Source organism: Sorangium sp. So ce448, assembly GCF_051520915.1.
In the GTDB taxonomy this organism is placed as follows: Bacteria; Myxococcota_A; Polyangia; order Polyangiales; family Polyangiaceae; genus Sorangium; species Sorangium cellulosum_B.
This window is the reverse complement of record NZ_CP150343.1, coordinates 2,627,085-2,644,830: the sequence shown is the minus strand read 5'-3', so window position 1 is coordinate 2,644,830 and position 17,746 is coordinate 2,627,085. Positions and strand designations below refer to the sequence as shown.

Sequence of the window (17,746 nt, the reverse complement as noted above, 5' to 3'; positions counted from 1 at the left end):
GCATAACGAACGGCGCCGGCCCCGCCACGGCGCCGCGAGCCCGCGGGTCTAACGCGCCGTCATCCTGCTCCCCAGGACGAGCCCCCGCCGCGCGTGAGCGCGATGGATTAGTGATCGCGGCGGCAGGGGACCATGCACGAAGGAGAGGCGGTCAGGTCATGAAGAGCGCGGAAGCGAAACGGCGGCTTGCCCTTGTCGTCCTCGGGGTGGCGGCGGCGGGGATCCTGGGCTTCTTGGTGTGGCTCCGCGCCGGAGAGGCGCCGGCGGACGGCCCCGCACCTCCGGCGAGCGCCGCTTCGACGCGGGGAGCGCGGCGCCTCCGCGCGAGGGACGCGCCGCCCCCGCAGCTCGGGAGCATCGCGGGGCGGGTCGCCAGTGCGGCCGGCTCGCCCGTCGCCGGAGCGCTTGTGTGCGCCAGCGCGAGCGGCGGAGCGAGCGGACTGACGCCGTTCGATCTGGGCGAGCCGACGTGCGCGCCCGCAGGAGAGGACGGCCGCTACCAGATCGCGGATCTCTCCCCCGCGCGCTGGACGATCTTCGCCTCGGCGCCGGGTCACCGCCCGGCGAGCTACACCTCCCCTGCCCCGGACCGCGCCGGCTGGCTCGATCTCCGCCAGGGAGAGGCGCGCGCCGGCGTCGATCTGACGCTCGTCCGCGGCGGCGTCGAGGTCCGGGGCCACGTCAAGGACGTCAGCGGCGGGCCCATCGCCGGGGCGCTCGTCATGATTCATGGCTTCCTTGGGTCGCACCAGGGCGCCGCGGTGGCCCGCTCCGACGCGGAAGGCTCGTTCTCCGCGTGGACCGAGGAGGGCTACTGCCTGGCGCGCGCCACCGCCGACGGGTACGCCGAGGGGTCGCAGCACGGCATGGCGCCGGGGCCGCCGCTCGAGATCTTGATGACGCCCGGCTCGGTGATCGAGGGGCGGGTCGTCGAGGCGGGGTCGGGCGCGCCGATCGCCGGCGCGACGGTCCGTCCCGGGATGGATCAGAGGTGGGGCCCCGGGGAGGTGAAACCCGCGTCGAGCGACGCGGAGGGGCGCTTCCGCATCCCGGGCCTGGCGCCCGGGCGGTACAAGCCCACGGCGCGCGCCGCGGGCGGCTATGGCCAGGCCCGCGCGAGCGTGGTGCTCGGGATCGGTCAGACCTCGAGCGAGGTGGTGATCGAGATGCACCCCGCCAGCAGCGTGGCCGGCCGCGTGGAGGTCGCGCCCGGGGGCGGGCCCTGCACGAGCGGCTCGGTCACCCTGTTTCACGAAGGGAGCGGCTGGCTCCCGACGGTCCTCGGGGCCGACGGTTCGGCGCGCTTCGAGGGCGTGCTGCCCGGCTCGTACCAGGTGATGGTGTTCTGCCAGGATCACGCGTCGGAGCCGACCTACCCCGCCGTGGAGGTCGGCGAGGCGGACGTCGAGGGACTCGTGTGGACCGTCCGCGCCGGGCTGTCGCTCCGCGGCCGGGTGGTGGACCGCGAGGACAAGCCCGTGCGCGCCATGGTCCACGCGAGCCCGACCGACATGGGGGCAATGCAGCCCGGCTCCGTCGGGCAGAGCGATGACGACGGCCGCTTCGTGCTCCGGGGGCTCCTCCCGGGCAAGCACAGGGTCATGGCGCGCTCGGACGATCACATTCCGCCCGAACCGGTCGAGGTCGAGCTCGTCGATGAGCGCGCTCCCGAGATCACCCTCGTGATGGATAGCGGCGGCAGCGTCGAGGGCACGGTGACCGACGAGGACCGCCGCCCCGTTGCAGGCGCGGACGTCATGCTGAGCGCGCCGCGGCCCGGGTGGAGCGGCCCTCCGGCTCCCAGAATGTCCCTCGCGGACGGGACCTTCGTGTTCAAGGGGGTCGCGCCGGGCGCATACCGGATCTGGGCCATGCAGGGGGGTATGCCCATGAGGGCGCCAGGTCAGGCCGACGGCGGTGACCTCGGGGTGGCGGTGACCGTGAAGGCAGGGGCGGCCGCGCGCGTGAGCCTGGTCGTGGAGCGCCAGAACGGCGAGATCCACGGGCGCGTCGTCGACGGGAGCAGCAGGCCGGTGGCGGACGCGTTCGTCAATGTCCAGCGGGAGCCCGAGGGCGCGGGCGAGCCGGGCGCACCGGCCCCTCCGCCCCCGCCGATGGAGAGCATGGGGCCCTACGCGCCGGTGCTCACCGATCCCGACGGGGAGTTCGTGATCGGGAACCTGGGCCGGGGCACGTACACGGTCCAGGCGCAGCGCCGCGGAGGGGGCCGCGCCGCCGTCGAGCACGTCACGATCGGCGGCGCCGTGACGCTCACGATCCAGGAGACAGGCACCGTCTCCGGCGCCGTCTCCAGCCCCGGCGGCGCGCCGCCCGATCAGTTCACGATCCGCGTCATGGACCGCGAAGCGCCGTTCTTCCGGAGCGAGTCCTTCTCGTTCACGGACGGGGCCTGGACGATGAGCGATCTGCCGGCGGGCAAGTACGAGCTCTCTGCCGACGCCCCGGAGGGGACTGCCACGGGCGAGGTGACGCTCGCGCAGGGAGAGCAGCGGAGCGGGGTGGTGCTCACGCTCGCCGGGCGCGTCGCACTCCGGGGTCAGGTGGTGTCCCTGGAGGACGGCGCGCCCATGGCCGGGGTGACCGTGCACGCGTACCCGCGCGCCGGCGGAATGGCGCCCTCGCCGGTGCAGCAGCACGAGATCACCGACGGAGCGGGTCATTTTCACCTCTACCGCGTGCCCGGAGGCCCCCTCGTGCTCATGCTCATGCCCGCGGATCCGATGAGCTCGGCGTTCGACGCGGCGATGATCCCGGTCGATGTGCAGCCGGGCACGGAGACCGACGTCGGGCGGTTGCTCATGGCGAAGCGCCGGGTGAAGCACGACGAGCCTCCCGGCGATCTCGGGTTCGCGGTCGAGCCGCCCCGGTCGCCGATGGATGTGGCCATGCGGCCGCACAAGGTGGTCGAGGTGCGCCGCGACGGTCCGGCCGCGGCGGCGGGCCTGCAGGTCGGGGACGTGATCGTCTCGGTGGACGGCCACGATGTCACAGGCAAGCTGGGGTATCTTGTCGGGTCCCTGATCCGCGTGCCCGCGGGGACCCGGGTGACCCTCGGGCTGTCGCGCGGGGCGCGCGTGACCCTCGTGGCCGCGGCGATGCCGCCGCCCCCCGGCGTCGGGCAGGGCGGCATCGAGGCCGCGCCCTCGCCACCGTAGGCGCCGGCCGCCATCTCGTGACGGCAGGCGCGTGGAAGAGCTCGCCGCCCGCGCGCTCGGCGGCGGGTGTCAGGGCAGCGCTACCCTTCCCACATGAACGCACCGCCGCTGCCTCGCCTGCGCGCCGTGGACCTGAACCTGCTCACCGTGCTGGACGCCGTGCTCACCGAGCGCAACGTGACGCGGGCGGCCGAGCGCCTCGGCATGACCCAGCCGGCCGTGAGCAGCGCGCTGAACCGGCTGCGCCTCCTGTTCAACGACGATCTCATCGTGCGCCGCGGCAAGGAGATGGCCCCGACGCCGCGCGCCCTCGCGCTCGCCGGCCCGATCCGCAGGGCGCTCGACATGATCCATGCCTCGCTCGCTCACACAGGCGCCTTCGATTGCACGGCGAGCCACACCTTCAGGCTGGGGATCACCGACCTCGGAGAGGCCCTCCTCTTGCCCCGCTTTCTGCAGTGGCTCGAGCAGCTCGGCGCCCGCGTCCGGCTCGATCTCTGTCGCGAGCCCGGAGCCTCGCTGCAAAATGAAATGCGGCTCGGCAAGGTCGAGCTCGTCCTGGATCACATCGCCATCCCGGGCGAGGAGTTCCGGCGAGCGCGCGTGCTCGACCTCGAGTTCGTCACTCTGGTGCGCCAGGATCATCCGACCGTGGGACCCTCGCTGACGCTCGACGAGTACATGGCGCTCGAGCACGTGATCATCGAGCCGCGCGAGGGCCAGACCAACCTGGCAGAGCAGATTCAGGCCGTCGTTGGGCGAGCGCGGCGCGTGCGGGTGCAGGTCCCCCGCTATCTCTCGATGCCGTTCATCGTCTCGCAGTCGAACCTCGTCTGCACGGTGCCGCTCCCCCTGGCGCGGCTCTTCGAGCAGCACTTCCCCGTGCGGATCGTGAGCTGTCCGTTCCCCATCCAGCCGATCCCGCTGTTCATGATGTGGCATGCCTGTCAGGACGGCGACCCGGCCCACGAGTGGCTCCGGCGATCCCTCATCGAGCTCTGCAGCCGCGTGTGACGCGTCCCACGCGGGCGGGCTCGGCCGGGAAAGAGGCGGGCAGCCGTGGATTCGGAGGAATATTCACGCCGGCAATCTGCCTCATACCATTTCCTGATTGGGCTTTTCGGTGGCCGCCTCCATGAAGCCACGTGCAACAGGGAGCCATGACATCGTGAAAGCCATCTCATTCGGCGGCCGGACGAGCGTTCGAGCCGGGACCCTCCAACTCCTGGGCAGCGATCGCGCGGTCCGTATCGAGGCCGGAGAAACGCTGCTCAGCGCAGCCGTGCGCGGGAACATCCCGTTTCCACACATGTGCCGCGTGGGCGAGTGCGGCACCTGCAAGTGCCGCCTCATCAAGGGGCATATCCGCCTCAAGAGCGATATCTCGCGCCACGTCGCGCCCGAGGAGATCTCTGCCGGCTTCGTCCTCGCCTGCCAGAGCCTCGCCGTGTCGGAGGAGGTGGCGATCGAGGTCCCGGGGGTGGGCCGCGGGCGCTCGACGGATCGAGCGCCGGCGCAGATCGACGCGAGCGTCGCGCGCGTGACGCGGCTCGCGCCCGGCGTCGTCGCGCTCGAGGTCGACCTCGCCGCGGACGTCCGCTACGTGGCCGGGCAGTATGCGCAGCTCACGGTCCCCGGCGCCCCGGGGCTCGGCGAGCCGCGCTGTTACTCGTTCGCCCAGGCGCCGGATCGGGCCTCGCCGCGCAGGGCGCTCTTTCATATCCGCCACGTGCCGGGCGGCGCCTTCACCGAGTGGCTCTTCGGGGCCGATCGCACGGGCGCGCGCCTGTGCTTCTCGGGGCCCCACGGCAGATTCCGCTATCACGAGGCCGATCGGCCGCTCCTCTGCGTGGCAGGAGGCACCGGGCTCTCTCCGATCAAGGCGATCCTGGAGCAGGGGCTCTCGGATGGGCTCGCCCGCGACGTGACGCTGGTCGTCGGCGCGCGCGCCCGGCAGGATCTCTATGCGCTCGACGCCATCGCCTCGCTCAAGGAGCGATGGCGAGGTCGATTCGACTTCATGCCCGTGCTCTCGCACGAGCCCGAAGGCTCGGGCTGGACAGGGCGGAAGGGGCACGTCACCGACCACCTCCGTGAGGTCGCCGCGGGCCACGCCGATTGCGCGGCCTACGTGTGCGGGCCGCCCGGGATGATCGACGCCGTGCTCGACGTGCTGCGCGGCGAGATCCCGCCGAAGCACTTGCATCACGACAGATTCCTGGACCGCGGCTCGGTGGCTCGCGCCGCCGCCGCGGTGGCCTGAGCCAGGCCACGACGCTCGAAACTCGAAAGGAGAGCCCTCATGCTCCACGGCACGGTGTTCATCCTCGTCTTCCTCGCGCTCTTTGCCGCCCTCGAGCTCGCGCTCGGCCTGTATCGGCGCACAGGCGTGCTCACCATGCGGGAGCTCGGCGCGAGCCTCGTGTCCGTCGGCGCCTACCTCGTGATCCGCGGCGCGTCCTTCGTCGCCGTGACCTGGGCGCTCGGGGCGCTCTGGCCCGGCTCCGAGGGCGCGCTCGCCCACGTGAGCACCTGGCTGGTATTCCCTATCTACGTGCTCCTCGATGAGTACGGGATCTACTGGGTACACCGCAAGAGCCATGAGTGGCCCTGGCTCTGGTGGATCCACAAGCCGCACCACGTGCCGCGCAACATGAACATCGCGGTCACGTACCGCGAAAACTGGCTATGGTATGTCCTGGTACCGGGCACGTGGATGGCCCCGCTCGTCGTCTGGCTCGGCCACCCTGGCACCTATGTCGTAGGATTGGCCATCAGGACGATGATCGCGCTGGCGGAGCACAGCGATCTCCGCTGGGACCTGCGCCTCCAGCAGAGCCGCTTCACGCGCCCTGCCATGCGGGTCCTCGAGCGCATCGTCTCGCTGCCCGACACGCACCATGTGCACCACGGGGTCGGCCGCTTCGGCAATGCCACGAAGAACTATGGCGCCGCCCTCATTTGCTTCGATTGGATCCATGGCACGCTCATGATCCCGCACGCGCGCCAGGAGGGCTTCGGGCTCCCCGAGAGCGCGCCGGTCGAGCCCTGGGCCGAGCAGCTCTTCTGGCCGTTCGTGCGCTCGACGAAGCACGAGAGGGCGGCTCGTCGCCGGCCGATCGAACAGACGTCACTGGAGGCCGACGTCGCCGGGGCAGAGGCGGTGATTTACACCGCCGATGGCCGCGCTGTCGTCGTGAGGTGAGGCGTGCCAGACGGCTCGCCCGCCGCCCTCCGCCTCACGGCGGCATGACGAACGACGCCGGCCCCGCCACGGCGGGGGACGGGTCCTTCCGGTAGCGCTCCAGCAGCTCACGCCGCTCCGCGGTCCAGCCGTTCTTCGGCGACGCTGCCTGCAGGAGCGCCTCCAGCGCGAGCCGGCGCAGCCGCGGATCGGGGCTCGCCCGGAGCTCCTGCTCGAGCTGCAACGGGTGGACGCAGCCGTGCACCGCGGACATCGCCGCGACCATCGCGTCGTGGTGCAGGAGGTCCCGCCGGCCGAGCTCCGCGAGCGCCTGTCCGAGCGCCTTCCAGGGAAGGAGGCGCGCCGCGAGCCCCAGGTACTGGGGCACGGCCAGGGCGTCCGCCTTGAGCGCGGCGAGCAGCCCCTCCCCGACGGCGACGTGGTGCTTCGCGGCGTACGAGCCGAGCCGCGCCGAGAGCGCGGGCAGGAACGCCACGAGGTGCCGGCGCCTCGGCGAGAGCTCCGCGAGCCGCTGGACGACGATCGCGACCTCCCCGTGCTGCATCCTGGCGAGCGCCGCGGACAGCGCCTCCGCCGCCTCCTCGGGCGCGGGCGCGGCCATGTGCTCGAGCAGCCGTCGGAAGAGCGCTCGCGCCTCGTCCCGGAGCGGCAGGTGCGCGGCGCGCCGCAGCAGGTCGAGCCGCGCCTCCGGCTCCGCCCGTCCGAGGATCGCGGCGAGCAGGTCCACAACGCGCCGCTCGGCCTCGGTCGACAGCCTGCCGAGCGGGATGTCCGCGAGCTTCGAGGCCACGATCCAGTCGGGATCCCGCGCGGCGCGGTCGAAGACGTCCCAGGTCTCGGGCTTGTCCAGGTGGTCCCAGAGCGCCCGGAGCAGCGCGATCCGCACGTCGCGGTGGGTCTTCGGGGCGTCCAGCCGGAGCAGGTCGCGGTAGGCGTCGTTGCCGCCCAGCTCGCCGAGCAGGCGCACGACCTCCTTGGCCACGGTCACCTTCGTGGTCGGCACCGCCCGGAGCTCGGCGAGCACCCGCTCCCGGGACATCTCCGCGAACGCCTTCCGGAGCGCGTAGATCGCCCAGCGCGCGCGATCGTCGCCCAGGCACTCGATCAGGACGGGGACGCCCTGGCCGGCGTCGAGCCACGGCAGGCCCCGGATGGCCATCTCGCGCAGGGGCGGCCTCGGATCCGAGGCGAACGGGGTGATCGCCGACGCGTCGACGTACACGAGCCGGACCAGCGCGGAGATCGCGAACCGCAGCGTGGGGACGTCGCAGGTCTCGTCGCCGAGCAGCGCGCGGAGGCCGGCGGCGTACAGTTCCTGCTGCCTCGCCGTCCAGCGACCGTGGCCCCCGCCGAAATCGAGCACCCAGCGCGTCTTGCCCGTCGCGAACCTGCCGGTCATGGGCTGCGTCCGGTCCAGCAGGGGGTCCAGGAGATCCTGGCGCCTCTGGCTCACGTGCCGGGCGACGGCGCCGATCAGCACGAAGCTCCTGTCCTCGCGCAGCAGCGCGGGCACGAGCCGCGCGAACCGCGGCCTGTCGTGGGCGCGCAGGAGGCCGAGCGCGCCCGCCGCGACGCCGACGAACGGGAGCTCGCGGGACAGCCGCTCGAGCGCCTCGAGCAGCGGCGTGACCACCGCGAGGCGGATGCCGAGGCTCTGCGCGAGCGAGAGCACCGCCCCTGCCCGCTCGCCGGTGCACCAGGCGCCCGCGAGCTGCGCGAGCGCCGGGCTGAGCCGCTCGGCCTCCGCGCGGGTGAGCCCCTCCCCGAGGCCCGCCGTCGAGACCGAGCCGCGCACCGCGAGGAGCTTCGTGAGCCAGCGCGCCCCCCACGCCCCGTCGATGCGGAACAGGCGGACCACGAGCCGCTCCACGGCCGAGGCCGTGGCGTGGGACAGGTCGGCGGCGTCGAGCGCGTCCTGCGCCACGGCGCCCGCGGCCTCCAGGTGCTCCTGCGCGAACCGGCCGATGGGCAGCGCGGCGAGGGCGCCGATCATCGCCCGCCGCACCGGATCCTGCTCGAACTTGCGGGCGCGCACGTTCGCGAGGGCGTCCGCGAGCGCGCCCCGGTCGTGCAGGACGCTCGCGAGGAGCAGCGCCTGCGCCTTCGCCCGCTCGTCGCCCTCCGGGTGCCCGAGGAGCGGCGCGAGCACCTCCTTGGCCTCGGCGAAGGACAGGAGGCGCGCGTAGCTCATCCGCCGGTCCGGCTTCGAGACGAGCGAGGGGCAGCTCGAGAGGTGCCGCCTCGCCTCGCGCTCGCGCAGGTCGCGGGGCAGCGCGTCGAGCACCTCGGGCGCGATCGTGCCGTCGGTGGCCTGCGCCGCGCAGGACCAGCGCACGAAGGCCCGCTCCCGGAGCGCTTGCTCCTTGGCCGACTCGGCCTTCACGTAGCGGAACAGGAAGGCGCCGTAGCCCCCGGCCCCTCCGAGCAGGAAGGCCCGCAGGACCGCCTGCTGGTCGTCGGGGCCGAGCCGCAGGAACCACCGCACGCCCCGCTTGCCGTCGCTCAGCGCGCCCCAGGCGTGGCGGATGAGGTAATCGAGGCGCTCGGCGCCGAGCGCGGGCGCGCCCTTGTCGAAGCGCACCACCCCGAAGGCGCCGGGCGGCCGCGCGGGTCGCCCGCTCTCGTGGCGCGCCTTGAGGAGGTCGAACGTGGCGGCCGGGCGCGATCGGGCCAGGAGCTGCAGGGAGCCGGCGAGGAACGAGGGCTCCTCGCCGCGCTCGAAGAGGGCCTGGATCAGCGGGAGCGCCGCGTCGGGCGCGCGCCGGGCGAGCGGGACGAGCAGCGGCGCGAGGCGGTAGCGCAGGCGAGCGTCGAGGGACTGGGAGCGGGCGATCGCCTCCCCGAACCAGCGCGCCGCGGCCGCGGGGTGCCTCACGCCGAGCCGATCGAGGCAGCTCGGGCCGCCCGCCTCGTCGATGGCGCGCCGGTGCGCCGACACGAGCGCCTCGGAGCCGAACGGGAGCAGATCCACGATCAGGGGGTCGCGCCCTGCCTGCATGCGCGCGCCGAGGAAGGCGTCCACGGCGGCCTGGCGCTTCCGCCGCGCGAGCTGGGCGACGGTGCGCCGGAGGGTGCGCCGCTCGAGGAGGGCGCCGAGCGCCGTGAGCGCCTGCGCGTCGTCGCAGAAGCGGGCGACCATGCGGCCCGCGCGCCGCCGCACGGTGCGGGACGGGTCGGAGATGGCCGCGACGACGCGCGCGCCGTCGCCCGAGCCGTAGACGCTCATGAGCGCGAGGAGGCGCTCGTAGGGCTGAGCGCTGCGCCAGAGCGCGTCGAGGAGAGCGCTTGCGCCCGCATCGCCGCGCGCGGCGGCGCGGCCCAGCTCCACCACGCGGCGGACACGGTCGTAATGGGCCAGCGGCTCGACGTCGGCGAGGAAGGAAGCGGCGTCCATGGGCGCGATGATAGCGCCTCGCGATGGGATGCTCGCAAGGCCGAGCGCGGCGGCGCTCCGGTGCGTCGACACCCTCCGGTTTGAGTTTCATCTCTCCCGGGCGGCTGTCGACAGGTTCGGGCCGCGATGGTTCAACCCGGGTCGGGTCGCGCGCGCGCGTCTCACTTCCAGTTGACGGTGGCCCAGCCGCCGGCAGGAACGCGGAACTGGAGCTTCTTGCCGGCCACGCCGAGGGTGGTCGTCTTCGCGGAGCTGCCCGAGTTGTAGATGACCGTGACGATGCTGCCGTCAGGGTTCTTGAACGCCAGCGCGTCGCCGCCGGTCGTGTTGACGCGCATCGCTCCAGGATCGACGTACTGCGAGACGTGGCGGAAGACGTAGTAGGCAGGCGTCAGCACCAGCTCTTTCGTGTCGGCTTTCACGTTGAGGAGCGCGTTCTGGGGCCATGGCCGCTGCGAGTCGATGTTCTTCCCCACCGGGTCCAGCACCATGTTCCAGGCGTTGTACGAGTTCACCCCCGCCTTGATCCAGTCGCGGATGAGCCCCCAGCTCTCCTGCCCGTAGGCGTGATCGTTCGCTGCCGTGTTCGGGTTGAACGTCGGCACGCCCGGAGGGTTCCAGTTGTAGTTGCCGCACTGGTGCTCCGTTTGCACGATCGGCATATTCCGCGTTCTCAGGCCGTTCACGCTGCCCCGCATGTTCCACTGCAGCCCGAAGCCCTTGACGTACTTCATCGCGGTGGCATCGCCGGTCACGGCGCTGAGGATCCCCGGGTCCGCCGCGTCGTTGGACATCGTACCGAGGAAGATCTGCGCCTTGATCCCGCGCTCTTCGAACAGCGGCCCCAGGTGGGTGCCGATGAACTTCGCCATGAGCTGCCCCGTCCACGCGCAGCTCGGATACCTCGTCTCGTAGGTCGGCTCGTTCTGGGGGTGGACCGCCTCGATGGTCATGCCCTCCGCGGCGTACGCCTCAACGAACTTCGCGAAGTAGAGGGCATGCGCCTTCAGGGTGTTCGCGTCGTCCTTCATCTTGCCACCATCGAAGGCGCCGTTGCTCTTCATCCAGGTGGGGGGTGTCCAGGGGCTGGCCCAGAGGTGGAGGCCGGGCCTCACGGCGAGCGCCGCCTTGATGTACGGGATCAACTTCTCCTTGTCCCGCGCGATGGAGAAGCTCTCCATCGTGAAATCATCTTTCTTCTCGTTGAGGCTATAGCGGTCCATCGCATAGTCGCTGGCCCCCATGGGGATGCGCCCGTAGGCGAACCCTGCGCCCTCGTTCTTGTCGAAGAGGAGCTTGATGGCTCGCTGCCGCTCAGCCTCGCTGAGCATCGAGAGCATGTTCCATCCCATCTCGTTGAACGAGCCGCCGAAGCCATCCCATCGCTGCTGCGTTGCCGCGTCGTCGACGGTCACGTCGGCATTGCCGCTCGTCACTTCCGTCGGCGTCCCGATCTTCCAGTACTCGTTCGCGCCCGAGGTGATCAACGTGGGCTCGACAACGTCGGGCTCACCGCCGCCGGTACCGGAAGACGAGCCGCCGCCGCCGTCTCCGCCCGGATCGCCGCCCGCACCGTCCGAACCGCCCGTCCCCGCGCCGCTGCCTGTCGTCCCGCTGCCGCTCCCGCTCCCGCTCGCGTCTCCGCTGCTGCTCGCGTCTCCGCTCCCGCTCCCACTACTACCCGCACCCGCACCCGGGCCGCCCGAGCTCTCGGGTTCTTCCGGGCTGCTCGAAGAACCACAACCCACCAGGAGAAACGCGAGCAATATGCTGACGGTCGAAGCGCGTGCCCTGTTCATCACAAAAATCCTCCATCCCAGGGGTACAACCCCTTGGCGGTGCCTGCAGCAGGCGTCAGAAAGTGGCCGTCCTATATGCCCAGAAGGCCCCACGGTGATCGGGCGGGTGGAATAAAAGGCGGCAAGCTCCACGTGGATGACCCGGCGCACGCACGCGCCGTGCGCTCGCGTCACGCCGCCCGTGCCGAGGGTCCGCGTCGACGTCGCGGATGGCACGGCGGCACGCCTCCCAGATCGTGCACAGCGGATCCAATCCGGCCGTACGATTGCTGGGTTTCGATGCGCGTGTTAGCGTCGGCCCCCGATGCGAACCGCGGTTTTCGCCCTCGCCCTCGCCCTCCTGGCCGGCTGCGGGGGCGCATCCGGGGCGGCGCCCGGCGCGGCCCTCTCCCCCTCCTACGCGACGAGCCTGGGCTCCACGTCGACGAGCATGTCCAGCATGCCGTCCGCGCCCGCGTTGCCCAGTCGGGCTTCGGTCCAGGCCGATCTGGTCGTCCGCCCCGACGTGCTCGTCCTTGGCTTCGCGCTCCAGGAGACCGACGCCGATCCGCAGCGCGCCCTCACCGCGGCGCAGGCCGCGGTACAGAACCTGGAGCAGCAGTTCAAGGAGGCGACCGGCGGCGCATCCACGGTGAGGATGCTGGGCGCGTCGTTCACCACAATCTTCACCGAGAAGGCGGAGAGCGAGGGCGACGCCGTAGCGGCCGCTGTCGACGGCGTGATCGAGGTGCGCCTCGCCCCGGAGCTCGACTTCTGGGCGAGGAGCCGGCTGGCCGCAGCCGTGGCGCAGGTCAGGCGCGAGGTGAGCGCCGCGGTGCAGGCGGCGAAGGACGGGCGGCGCGGGGCGACGTTCGGGCAGCCTCGGGCCGAGGTGAAGGAGCCGGAGGGGCACCGCGCTCAGCTGACCGAGCAATGGCTCCGGAGGGCGCGATCGTTCGCGGAGGCGGCGCAGGCGGCGTCGGCGCCGCTCCTGCTGGTGGACTGCGCGCCGCCGGGGGCCATCGAGCAGCGGCCCATCTCGCTGCTGGAGGTGGGGCTCTCTCTGTCGGTCGCGTGCCGCCTCGACGCGCTCTCCGCAGAGCCGAAGCGCGACTGACGGCCTCCGGGCGGTTCACCCCCGGCCATCCGTCGTCGGGCAGGACGTCACCCGGCGATCAGCCGGAACACGGGGAGCTCCGGCCGACATGTGAACCGCACAGGAAGGACGCTTGTACCGACACCGCGGCTCACGTACACCCTGCCATGGGCCGTGTCGTACATGCCCGAGCGAAATCGGCCCGATCCAGGCGGAACCCACACCGGCGTTCCGAGCGCTCGGATCTGCCCTCCATGTGTATGCCCCGCGAGGCCCAGATCGAAGCGCGGCGCGCCGGGAGGGAGCGTCTCGAAGACGCCGGGCGCGTGCGTGAGAAAGAGCCGCACCGGAGCGGACGGCACGTTCGCGAGCGCGGCTCGCAGGTCGTGGTTCCCGCTGCAGAAATCGTCCGTCGCGACGATGGAGACGCCGCGCTTCAGCAGCACCGACTCGTTCCCGAGGAGCCTGGCTCCGGCGCGCGCGTACACCTCGCTCAGCCTCTGCAAGGGGACGTGCCCCCAGTGTTCCCAGTTGCCGACGGTGGCGAGGACCTCACGCCCCGGCGCGGCGAGGCTGCGGCAGAGCTCCTCCAGCGCGCCGAGCGCGCCCTCGCCCTCGATCGCGTCGCCGGTCAGCACGACGAGATCAGGCGCCAGCCCGCGGATGGCCTCGATGGCCTTCTCGTGGACGCCGCCCAGCGCCCGCAGGTGGATGTCGGAGAGGTGAGCGATCCGAAACCCCTGGAGCGCGGCCGGGAGCCGCGGGATGGGGACATCGTGCTCGGCGACATCGAGCCAGGAAGGTTCGATGGCGATCCCATCGAAGGCGGCGATCCCTGCGGCGCAGCAGCTGGCGTGGAGGAAGGCTCGGCGGGTGACCGGTCGGACCATGTCGGAACCTTAGCAAACTCAGCTGGAGGGCCGCGGCTTGCGCGTGAGCTGGACCAGCCGCTCCGGGGAATCGAGCCCGGGATCGGGGCCGTCGAGATCCTCCAGCACGAGCTCGAACAGCCCGTTGTCGAACGGCCTCCCCGCGGCCGGCGCGGCGGGCACGAGGCGCTCGCGCTTGCCCTGCGCGGCCAGCGTGCGCGCGCGGAAGTGGCAGTACGGGTTGTTCCCGGGCCGCCCGAAGAGCGCGTGCGCCGTGAAGGTGCACCCGCCCATGCACACCTCCGCGAAAGCGCAGCTCCGGCAGAAGCCCCAGAGATCGTCGGCCGTGCGCGCCCGCGCGAACGCGAGCCGCGGCGCCTCGTCCCAGATCTCCTGGAGCGCGCGCCCGCGCAGGTCGCCGCCCACGTAGGCGTCGCTCTGGAGCGACGGGCAGCCCTTCACCGCGCCGTCGGACTCGATCCCCAGCACCAGCTTCCCGGCCTGACAGCCGCGAAAGTGGTCGCGGCCGCGCTCGCGCAGCGAGCGCAGGAGCGCCTCCTCCGGGCCGAAGTAGCCCAGGTTATTGCCGGGCATCACCGAGATCCCGTCCCGGAAGGCCCGCCGCTTCAGCTCGGCGATGCGCGGGAGCACGTCGAGCAGATCGTAGGGCTGGAGCAGCATCGCCGGCCGGTCGGCCGCGCGGCCGAGCGCCGCGGTGATCTGCACCTGCCACGCCTTGATCCCCTGCTCCCGGAGCAGGTCGTACAGCGCCTCGAGGTCGCCCTGGTTCACCCGGTTGAGGTTGGTGTTGGCCGCGGTCAGCAGCCCCGCGCCCCGGAGGTGCCCGAGCGCCGAGAGCGCGCTCCGGTGGCTGCCCGGGGCCTTGCGGATGAGGTCGTGGGCGCGCTCCAGCCCATCGACGCTGACCGAGACGCTGTGCAGGCCGGCCTCCTTCATCTGCGCCGAGATTTCCGCCGTGATCCCCCGACCTCCGGTCGTCATGGTCGGCCGCACGCCCGCGGCCTTGAGCGCCGCGATGATCTCCAGAAAGCCGTCGTGCAGGTAGGCCTCGCCGCCGATGAGCACCACCTCGCGCGCGCCCATCGCCGCGAGCTGCCGCACAACGCCCAGCGCCTCCTCGGTGCCGAGCTCCGAGGGCCGCGCGGCCCCTGCCCTGGATCCGCAGTGCCGGCAGGGCTGATCGCAGCGGAGCGTCAGCTCCCAGACGACGTACGCCGGGAAATACTCGCCGGGGACCACATCGAGACGGCGCAGCGCCATGCCGGAGCCTACCGCGAACTCCGCCGCCGGCTCCTGCTCTCCGGCGCCCTTTCGACGCGCGGGGGATGGATGATGGCGACCTGCGCACGCGCACGCCGGGCCGCTGCGCAATTTCCCCTTCATTTTCCTTGCGCGTCGCGGAGGCGCCTTGCCATAGAATGGGACGGTTTGACCTCCCTGGCTCGGCCTTCCGAGGCGCGCCAGGGCTCGGCCCCATGGCCCAAAGGCGGAGATCCTCATGCTCACCCTCGGCGCTTGTCCTTGCTGCGATGGTTTCCTGCCTCCCGGCGCGTCCGCCTGCCCGCATTGCGGCGCGATGCCCACGGCCGAGCGCGCCAGCTGCGCGCAGGCGCGCCACGGGATTGCGGGCCGGCTGCTCGCGGCGGCGTCGGGCGGCATGATGGCTGTCACGCTGATGGCCTGCTACGGCATGCCCCCGTGTGACGAGCCCGCGACCGACAGCGACGGCGACGGCTACCAGGCGACATGCGAGGGCTACGGGCCCGAGGAGGACTGCGACGACGGCAATCCGGACATCCACCCCGGCGCGACGGACGTGGCAGGTGACAGCATCGATCAGGACTGCAGCGGCGACGACACCCCGCTCGGCACCGGCGGCGCGGGAGGCGGCGCTGGCGGTGCCTCCTGACAAATCCCCTCACCTTGTTGGCATTTTAACGAGAAATTGAACAGGGAGACGGGGAGGCGGGGAGATTGATGGGATTCTACTCCCCGCCTCCCCGCCCTTCTGTGAACTTTCCCGAAAACGGAGCCGCCGCCCATTCGGACAACACACGGCGGACGCGCTCTAGATATCCCTCCTCGCGCACGATCTCCTGGTATCCCGGCACCGCGCCGACCCACTCCCGCATACGCACGTTCGACGCCTCGGTGAGGTACATCGTGGGGAGCCCCATGAGCGCGGGCCCATCCATGCCTGCGGTCGTGACGCCGAGCTGGCCGACGAGGCCGTGCGTTCGCTTCAAGTGCTCGAAGAACTGCAGCTGCGCCCGGCGCATGTCGAGCTGCCGGAAAGTGGGGTCCTTCCAGAAGAGCGTCATGTCGATCGCGCCCTCGGGGACCCGCGCGTCTCGAAGCGCGTCGCCGGTCAGCACAGGCACGAGCCCCGTGCGTTGAACGAGGTCTGTCAGCTCGAGCAGCTCGGCGAGCGTCGTGTTGCGGTGCGGGTGGTGGACACCCTCGCGGATCCAGAGCAGCACCTTCTTCCGGCCTGACGCTCCCTCCCGCGCTTCCGCGAGCCTGCGATCGACCCAGGCGATCACGGGTCCCGGAATCGGCGCGTCCGCCAGAAACGCCGCGCGGAGCGTCCCTTGGGCGGAGGACGGATCTTCCTTGAAGGCGCGCGCGACGATCTCCGTCGTCTGCTTCACCGCGCGGGGGCGCGAGCGGTACGCCTGAAGGTGATCGCTCAGGCCTGCATCGCGGAGAAACGCCTCTGCTTGCGGTGTCCCCGGTTTGCCTGGCTCGACCTGGATCGCCGCGCCCGCGAGGACGGCGGCCGCGGCGACGTACCACCCCTCGCCGAACGAGAAGCCGCCGTCCGTGTGGAATGTATACGCGTGGTTTCGCTCCTCGATGATCCTGCGCGCCGCGCGGGCGGCGTTCTCGGCCTCGTGAGCCGCCGCGCGCGCCGCGCGGGCGACCTTTGACCGCGGAGAGCCGCCCTCGATCTCTGATGCGCTGATGGCGGCCGCGCGCGCCGAGGCCTCTGCGCCGGCCACGATCGCCTCCACGCGCCGCCAGCCGTCGTCGCAGGCGTCGCGCGTCGGCGCGCGCTGCGCGCTCAACGAGAGCTGGCCCGCGCCGTGGAGCGCGTCTGCCGCCCGCGCCGCGTGAGCCCTTGCCAGCGTCGAATGGGCGCCCATCGCCGTCGCGAGGATTCGCTCTCTTCCCGCGGCGACCTCATGTTCCTGGAGGGCAGCGCGCTCCTGCTCGGCGGCGGCCAGCGCGCGAGCCGCCTGCTCGATCGCGCAATCGAGCAGACGCCGGTAGCGCTCACGCTGCCCCGGTGCATGCAGCGTGGTCGCCAGGGCGAGCGCCGCGTCGAGGCTGCTTTCGGCGTCGCGCTCGATATGCTGCGCGGCGAGCACCTCTGCGACAACCACTCCCATGCACACCGGCTCGAGTCCCTCGATCATCGTCCTGTCGGTCAGCCGCGGCGCGCAGCGCCGCCGGCAGCAGCGGATTGTCGGGCAGTTCCCTGCCTCCGCTTCAGCGCAGGCACCTCGTATCACGGCGGTGGTTCCAGGTCCCGCACCCCTGCCATGGGAAACGCTTCCGGTCCGGGCGTTGGCGCCTCGAGCAGACCATAAGGATACCTTACGATATCCACTGGGACGCCACCCACCAGTAGCCGCAACGCCGCATCGGTCATGCTTATCACCTGCAGATCGGGCACCACAACCCGAACCTCCTGGGCGAGCATCGTCAGATCGACGTCCGCGGGAATGCTGAACAAGTCGAGGTCCAGCGACCGACGGTGGCGTAGATGCACTGCGACGGCCGTCCCCCCGGCCAGATAGAACCGCTCGATCCCGGGGATGTTCTTCAGTCGACCCAGGGCGCGGCTCTGCTCCTTCGCCAATCCGGTGGACTTGCCCACACTTCACCCTCCGCTTTTAGTACTGCCCGCCAGAACGCGAGCGTCCGCCCACTCAATTCGGGGTGCCCGAGTTCCCGCAAAAATCGGTGAATTCCGTTCATTCCGTACGTCCGGATGAGCCAGCGCACCTCCTCCAGCCGACCGAACTCGAGAACTCGCGGGATGATGTAGTCCTGGCCCGTCACTGTATCGAGTGCCTTCGCGTCGACGTCCCAGAACACCCAGCGGAATCTCTCCGGCACCTTCGCCATGCCCCAGTTTACCGCACCTGGAGCCCCGCCAGGAAGCCGCTGCCGCTCAGCTTTCGCGCGGGCTGCCGGAATC

Annotated in this window: 13 protein-coding genes; 6 read left to right on the top strand and 7 right to left on the bottom strand. The window is 71.7% G+C overall.

Going from position 1 to position 17,746, the window contains the following annotated elements; translation table 11 throughout:
* Positions 1-158: 158 nt before the first annotated feature.
* The 4 genes from WMF45_RS10185 (at position 159) to WMF45_RS10170 (ending at position 6,381) form a co-directional block, all read left to right on the top strand.
* On the top strand, positions 159-3,176 hold the full coding sequence (locus tag WMF45_RS10185) for a carboxypeptidase regulatory-like domain-containing protein (protein ID WP_437716720.1): 3,018 nt from the start codon (positions 159-161) through the stop codon (positions 3,174-3,176).
* 93 nt (positions 3,177-3,269) lie between these two features.
* Positions 3,270-4,190, top strand: a complete 921-nt coding sequence (locus tag WMF45_RS10180; RefSeq protein ID WP_437716719.1) for a LysR family transcriptional regulator — start codon at positions 3,270-3,272, stop codon at positions 4,188-4,190.
* Between the two features lie 154 nt (positions 4,191-4,344).
* Positions 4,345-5,439: a 2Fe-2S iron-sulfur cluster-binding protein gene (locus tag WMF45_RS10175; RefSeq protein ID WP_437716718.1), complete on the top strand. Its 1,095-nt coding sequence runs from the start codon at positions 4,345-4,347 to the stop codon at positions 5,437-5,439.
* 39 nt (positions 5,440-5,478) lie between these two features.
* Positions 5,479-6,381, top strand: a complete 903-nt coding sequence (locus WMF45_RS10170; protein ID WP_437716717.1) for a sterol desaturase family protein — start codon at positions 5,479-5,481, stop codon at positions 6,379-6,381.
* A 34-nt stretch (positions 6,382-6,415) separates the two neighbouring features.
* Here the strand turns inward: WMF45_RS10170 and WMF45_RS10165 are convergent, their stop codons facing one another.
* Positions 6,416-9,775, bottom strand: a complete 3,360-nt coding sequence (locus tag WMF45_RS10165; protein ID WP_437716716.1) for a hypothetical protein — start codon at positions 9,773-9,775, stop codon at positions 6,416-6,418.
* Positions 9,776-9,936: 161 nt separating this feature from the next.
* Positions 9,937-11,262 (bottom strand): glycoside hydrolase family 30 protein, encoded by a 1,326-nt coding sequence (locus WMF45_RS10160; RefSeq protein WP_437716715.1) that lies wholly within the window; start codon positions 11,260-11,262, stop codon positions 9,937-9,939.
* Positions 11,263-11,878: 616 nt separating this feature from the next.
* Here WMF45_RS10160 and WMF45_RS10155 point away from each other — a divergent pair.
* Positions 11,879-12,670 (top strand): hypothetical protein, encoded by a 792-nt coding sequence (locus WMF45_RS10155; RefSeq protein WP_437716714.1) that lies wholly within the window; start codon positions 11,879-11,881, stop codon positions 12,668-12,670.
* 47 nt (positions 12,671-12,717) lie between these two features.
* Here the strand turns inward: WMF45_RS10155 and WMF45_RS10150 are convergent, their stop codons facing one another.
* The gene (locus WMF45_RS10150; protein ID WP_437716713.1) at positions 12,718-13,539 is read right to left on the bottom strand and encodes a metallophosphoesterase; all 822 of its coding nucleotides are present in this window, start codon (positions 13,537-13,539) and stop codon (positions 12,718-12,720) included.
* An 18-nt stretch (positions 13,540-13,557) separates the two neighbouring features.
* Entirely contained in the window at positions 13,558-14,799 is a 1,242-nt protein-coding gene (locus WMF45_RS10145; protein WP_437716712.1) for a radical SAM protein, read from the bottom strand.
* Between the two features lie 238 nt (positions 14,800-15,037).
* Here WMF45_RS10145 and WMF45_RS10140 point away from each other — a divergent pair, with 238 nt between their 5' ends.
* The gene (locus tag WMF45_RS10140; protein WP_437716711.1) at positions 15,038-15,448 is read left to right on the top strand and encodes a putative metal-binding motif-containing protein; all 411 of its coding nucleotides are present in this window, start codon (positions 15,038-15,040) and stop codon (positions 15,446-15,448) included.
* 76 nt (positions 15,449-15,524) lie between these two features.
* Here the strand turns inward: WMF45_RS10140 and WMF45_RS10135 are convergent, their stop codons facing one another.
* From WMF45_RS10135 to WMF45_RS10125, 3 genes are all read right to left on the bottom strand, one after another.
* A complete protein-coding gene (locus WMF45_RS10135; protein ID WP_437716710.1) occupies positions 15,525-16,931 on the bottom strand; it encodes a hypothetical protein in 1,407 nt (468 codons plus the stop codon).
* 119 nt (positions 16,932-17,050) lie between these two features.
* Entirely contained in the window at positions 17,051-17,422 is a 372-nt protein-coding gene (locus WMF45_RS10130) for a hypothetical protein (RefSeq protein WP_437716709.1), read from the bottom strand.
* On the bottom strand, positions 17,368-17,673 hold the full coding sequence (locus WMF45_RS10125; protein WP_437551392.1) for a DUF6922 domain-containing protein: 306 nt from the start codon (positions 17,671-17,673) through the stop codon (positions 17,368-17,370). Before WMF45_RS10125 ends, WMF45_RS10130 begins: the two co-directional genes overlap by 55 nt.
* Positions 17,674-17,746 lie beyond the last annotated feature (73 nt).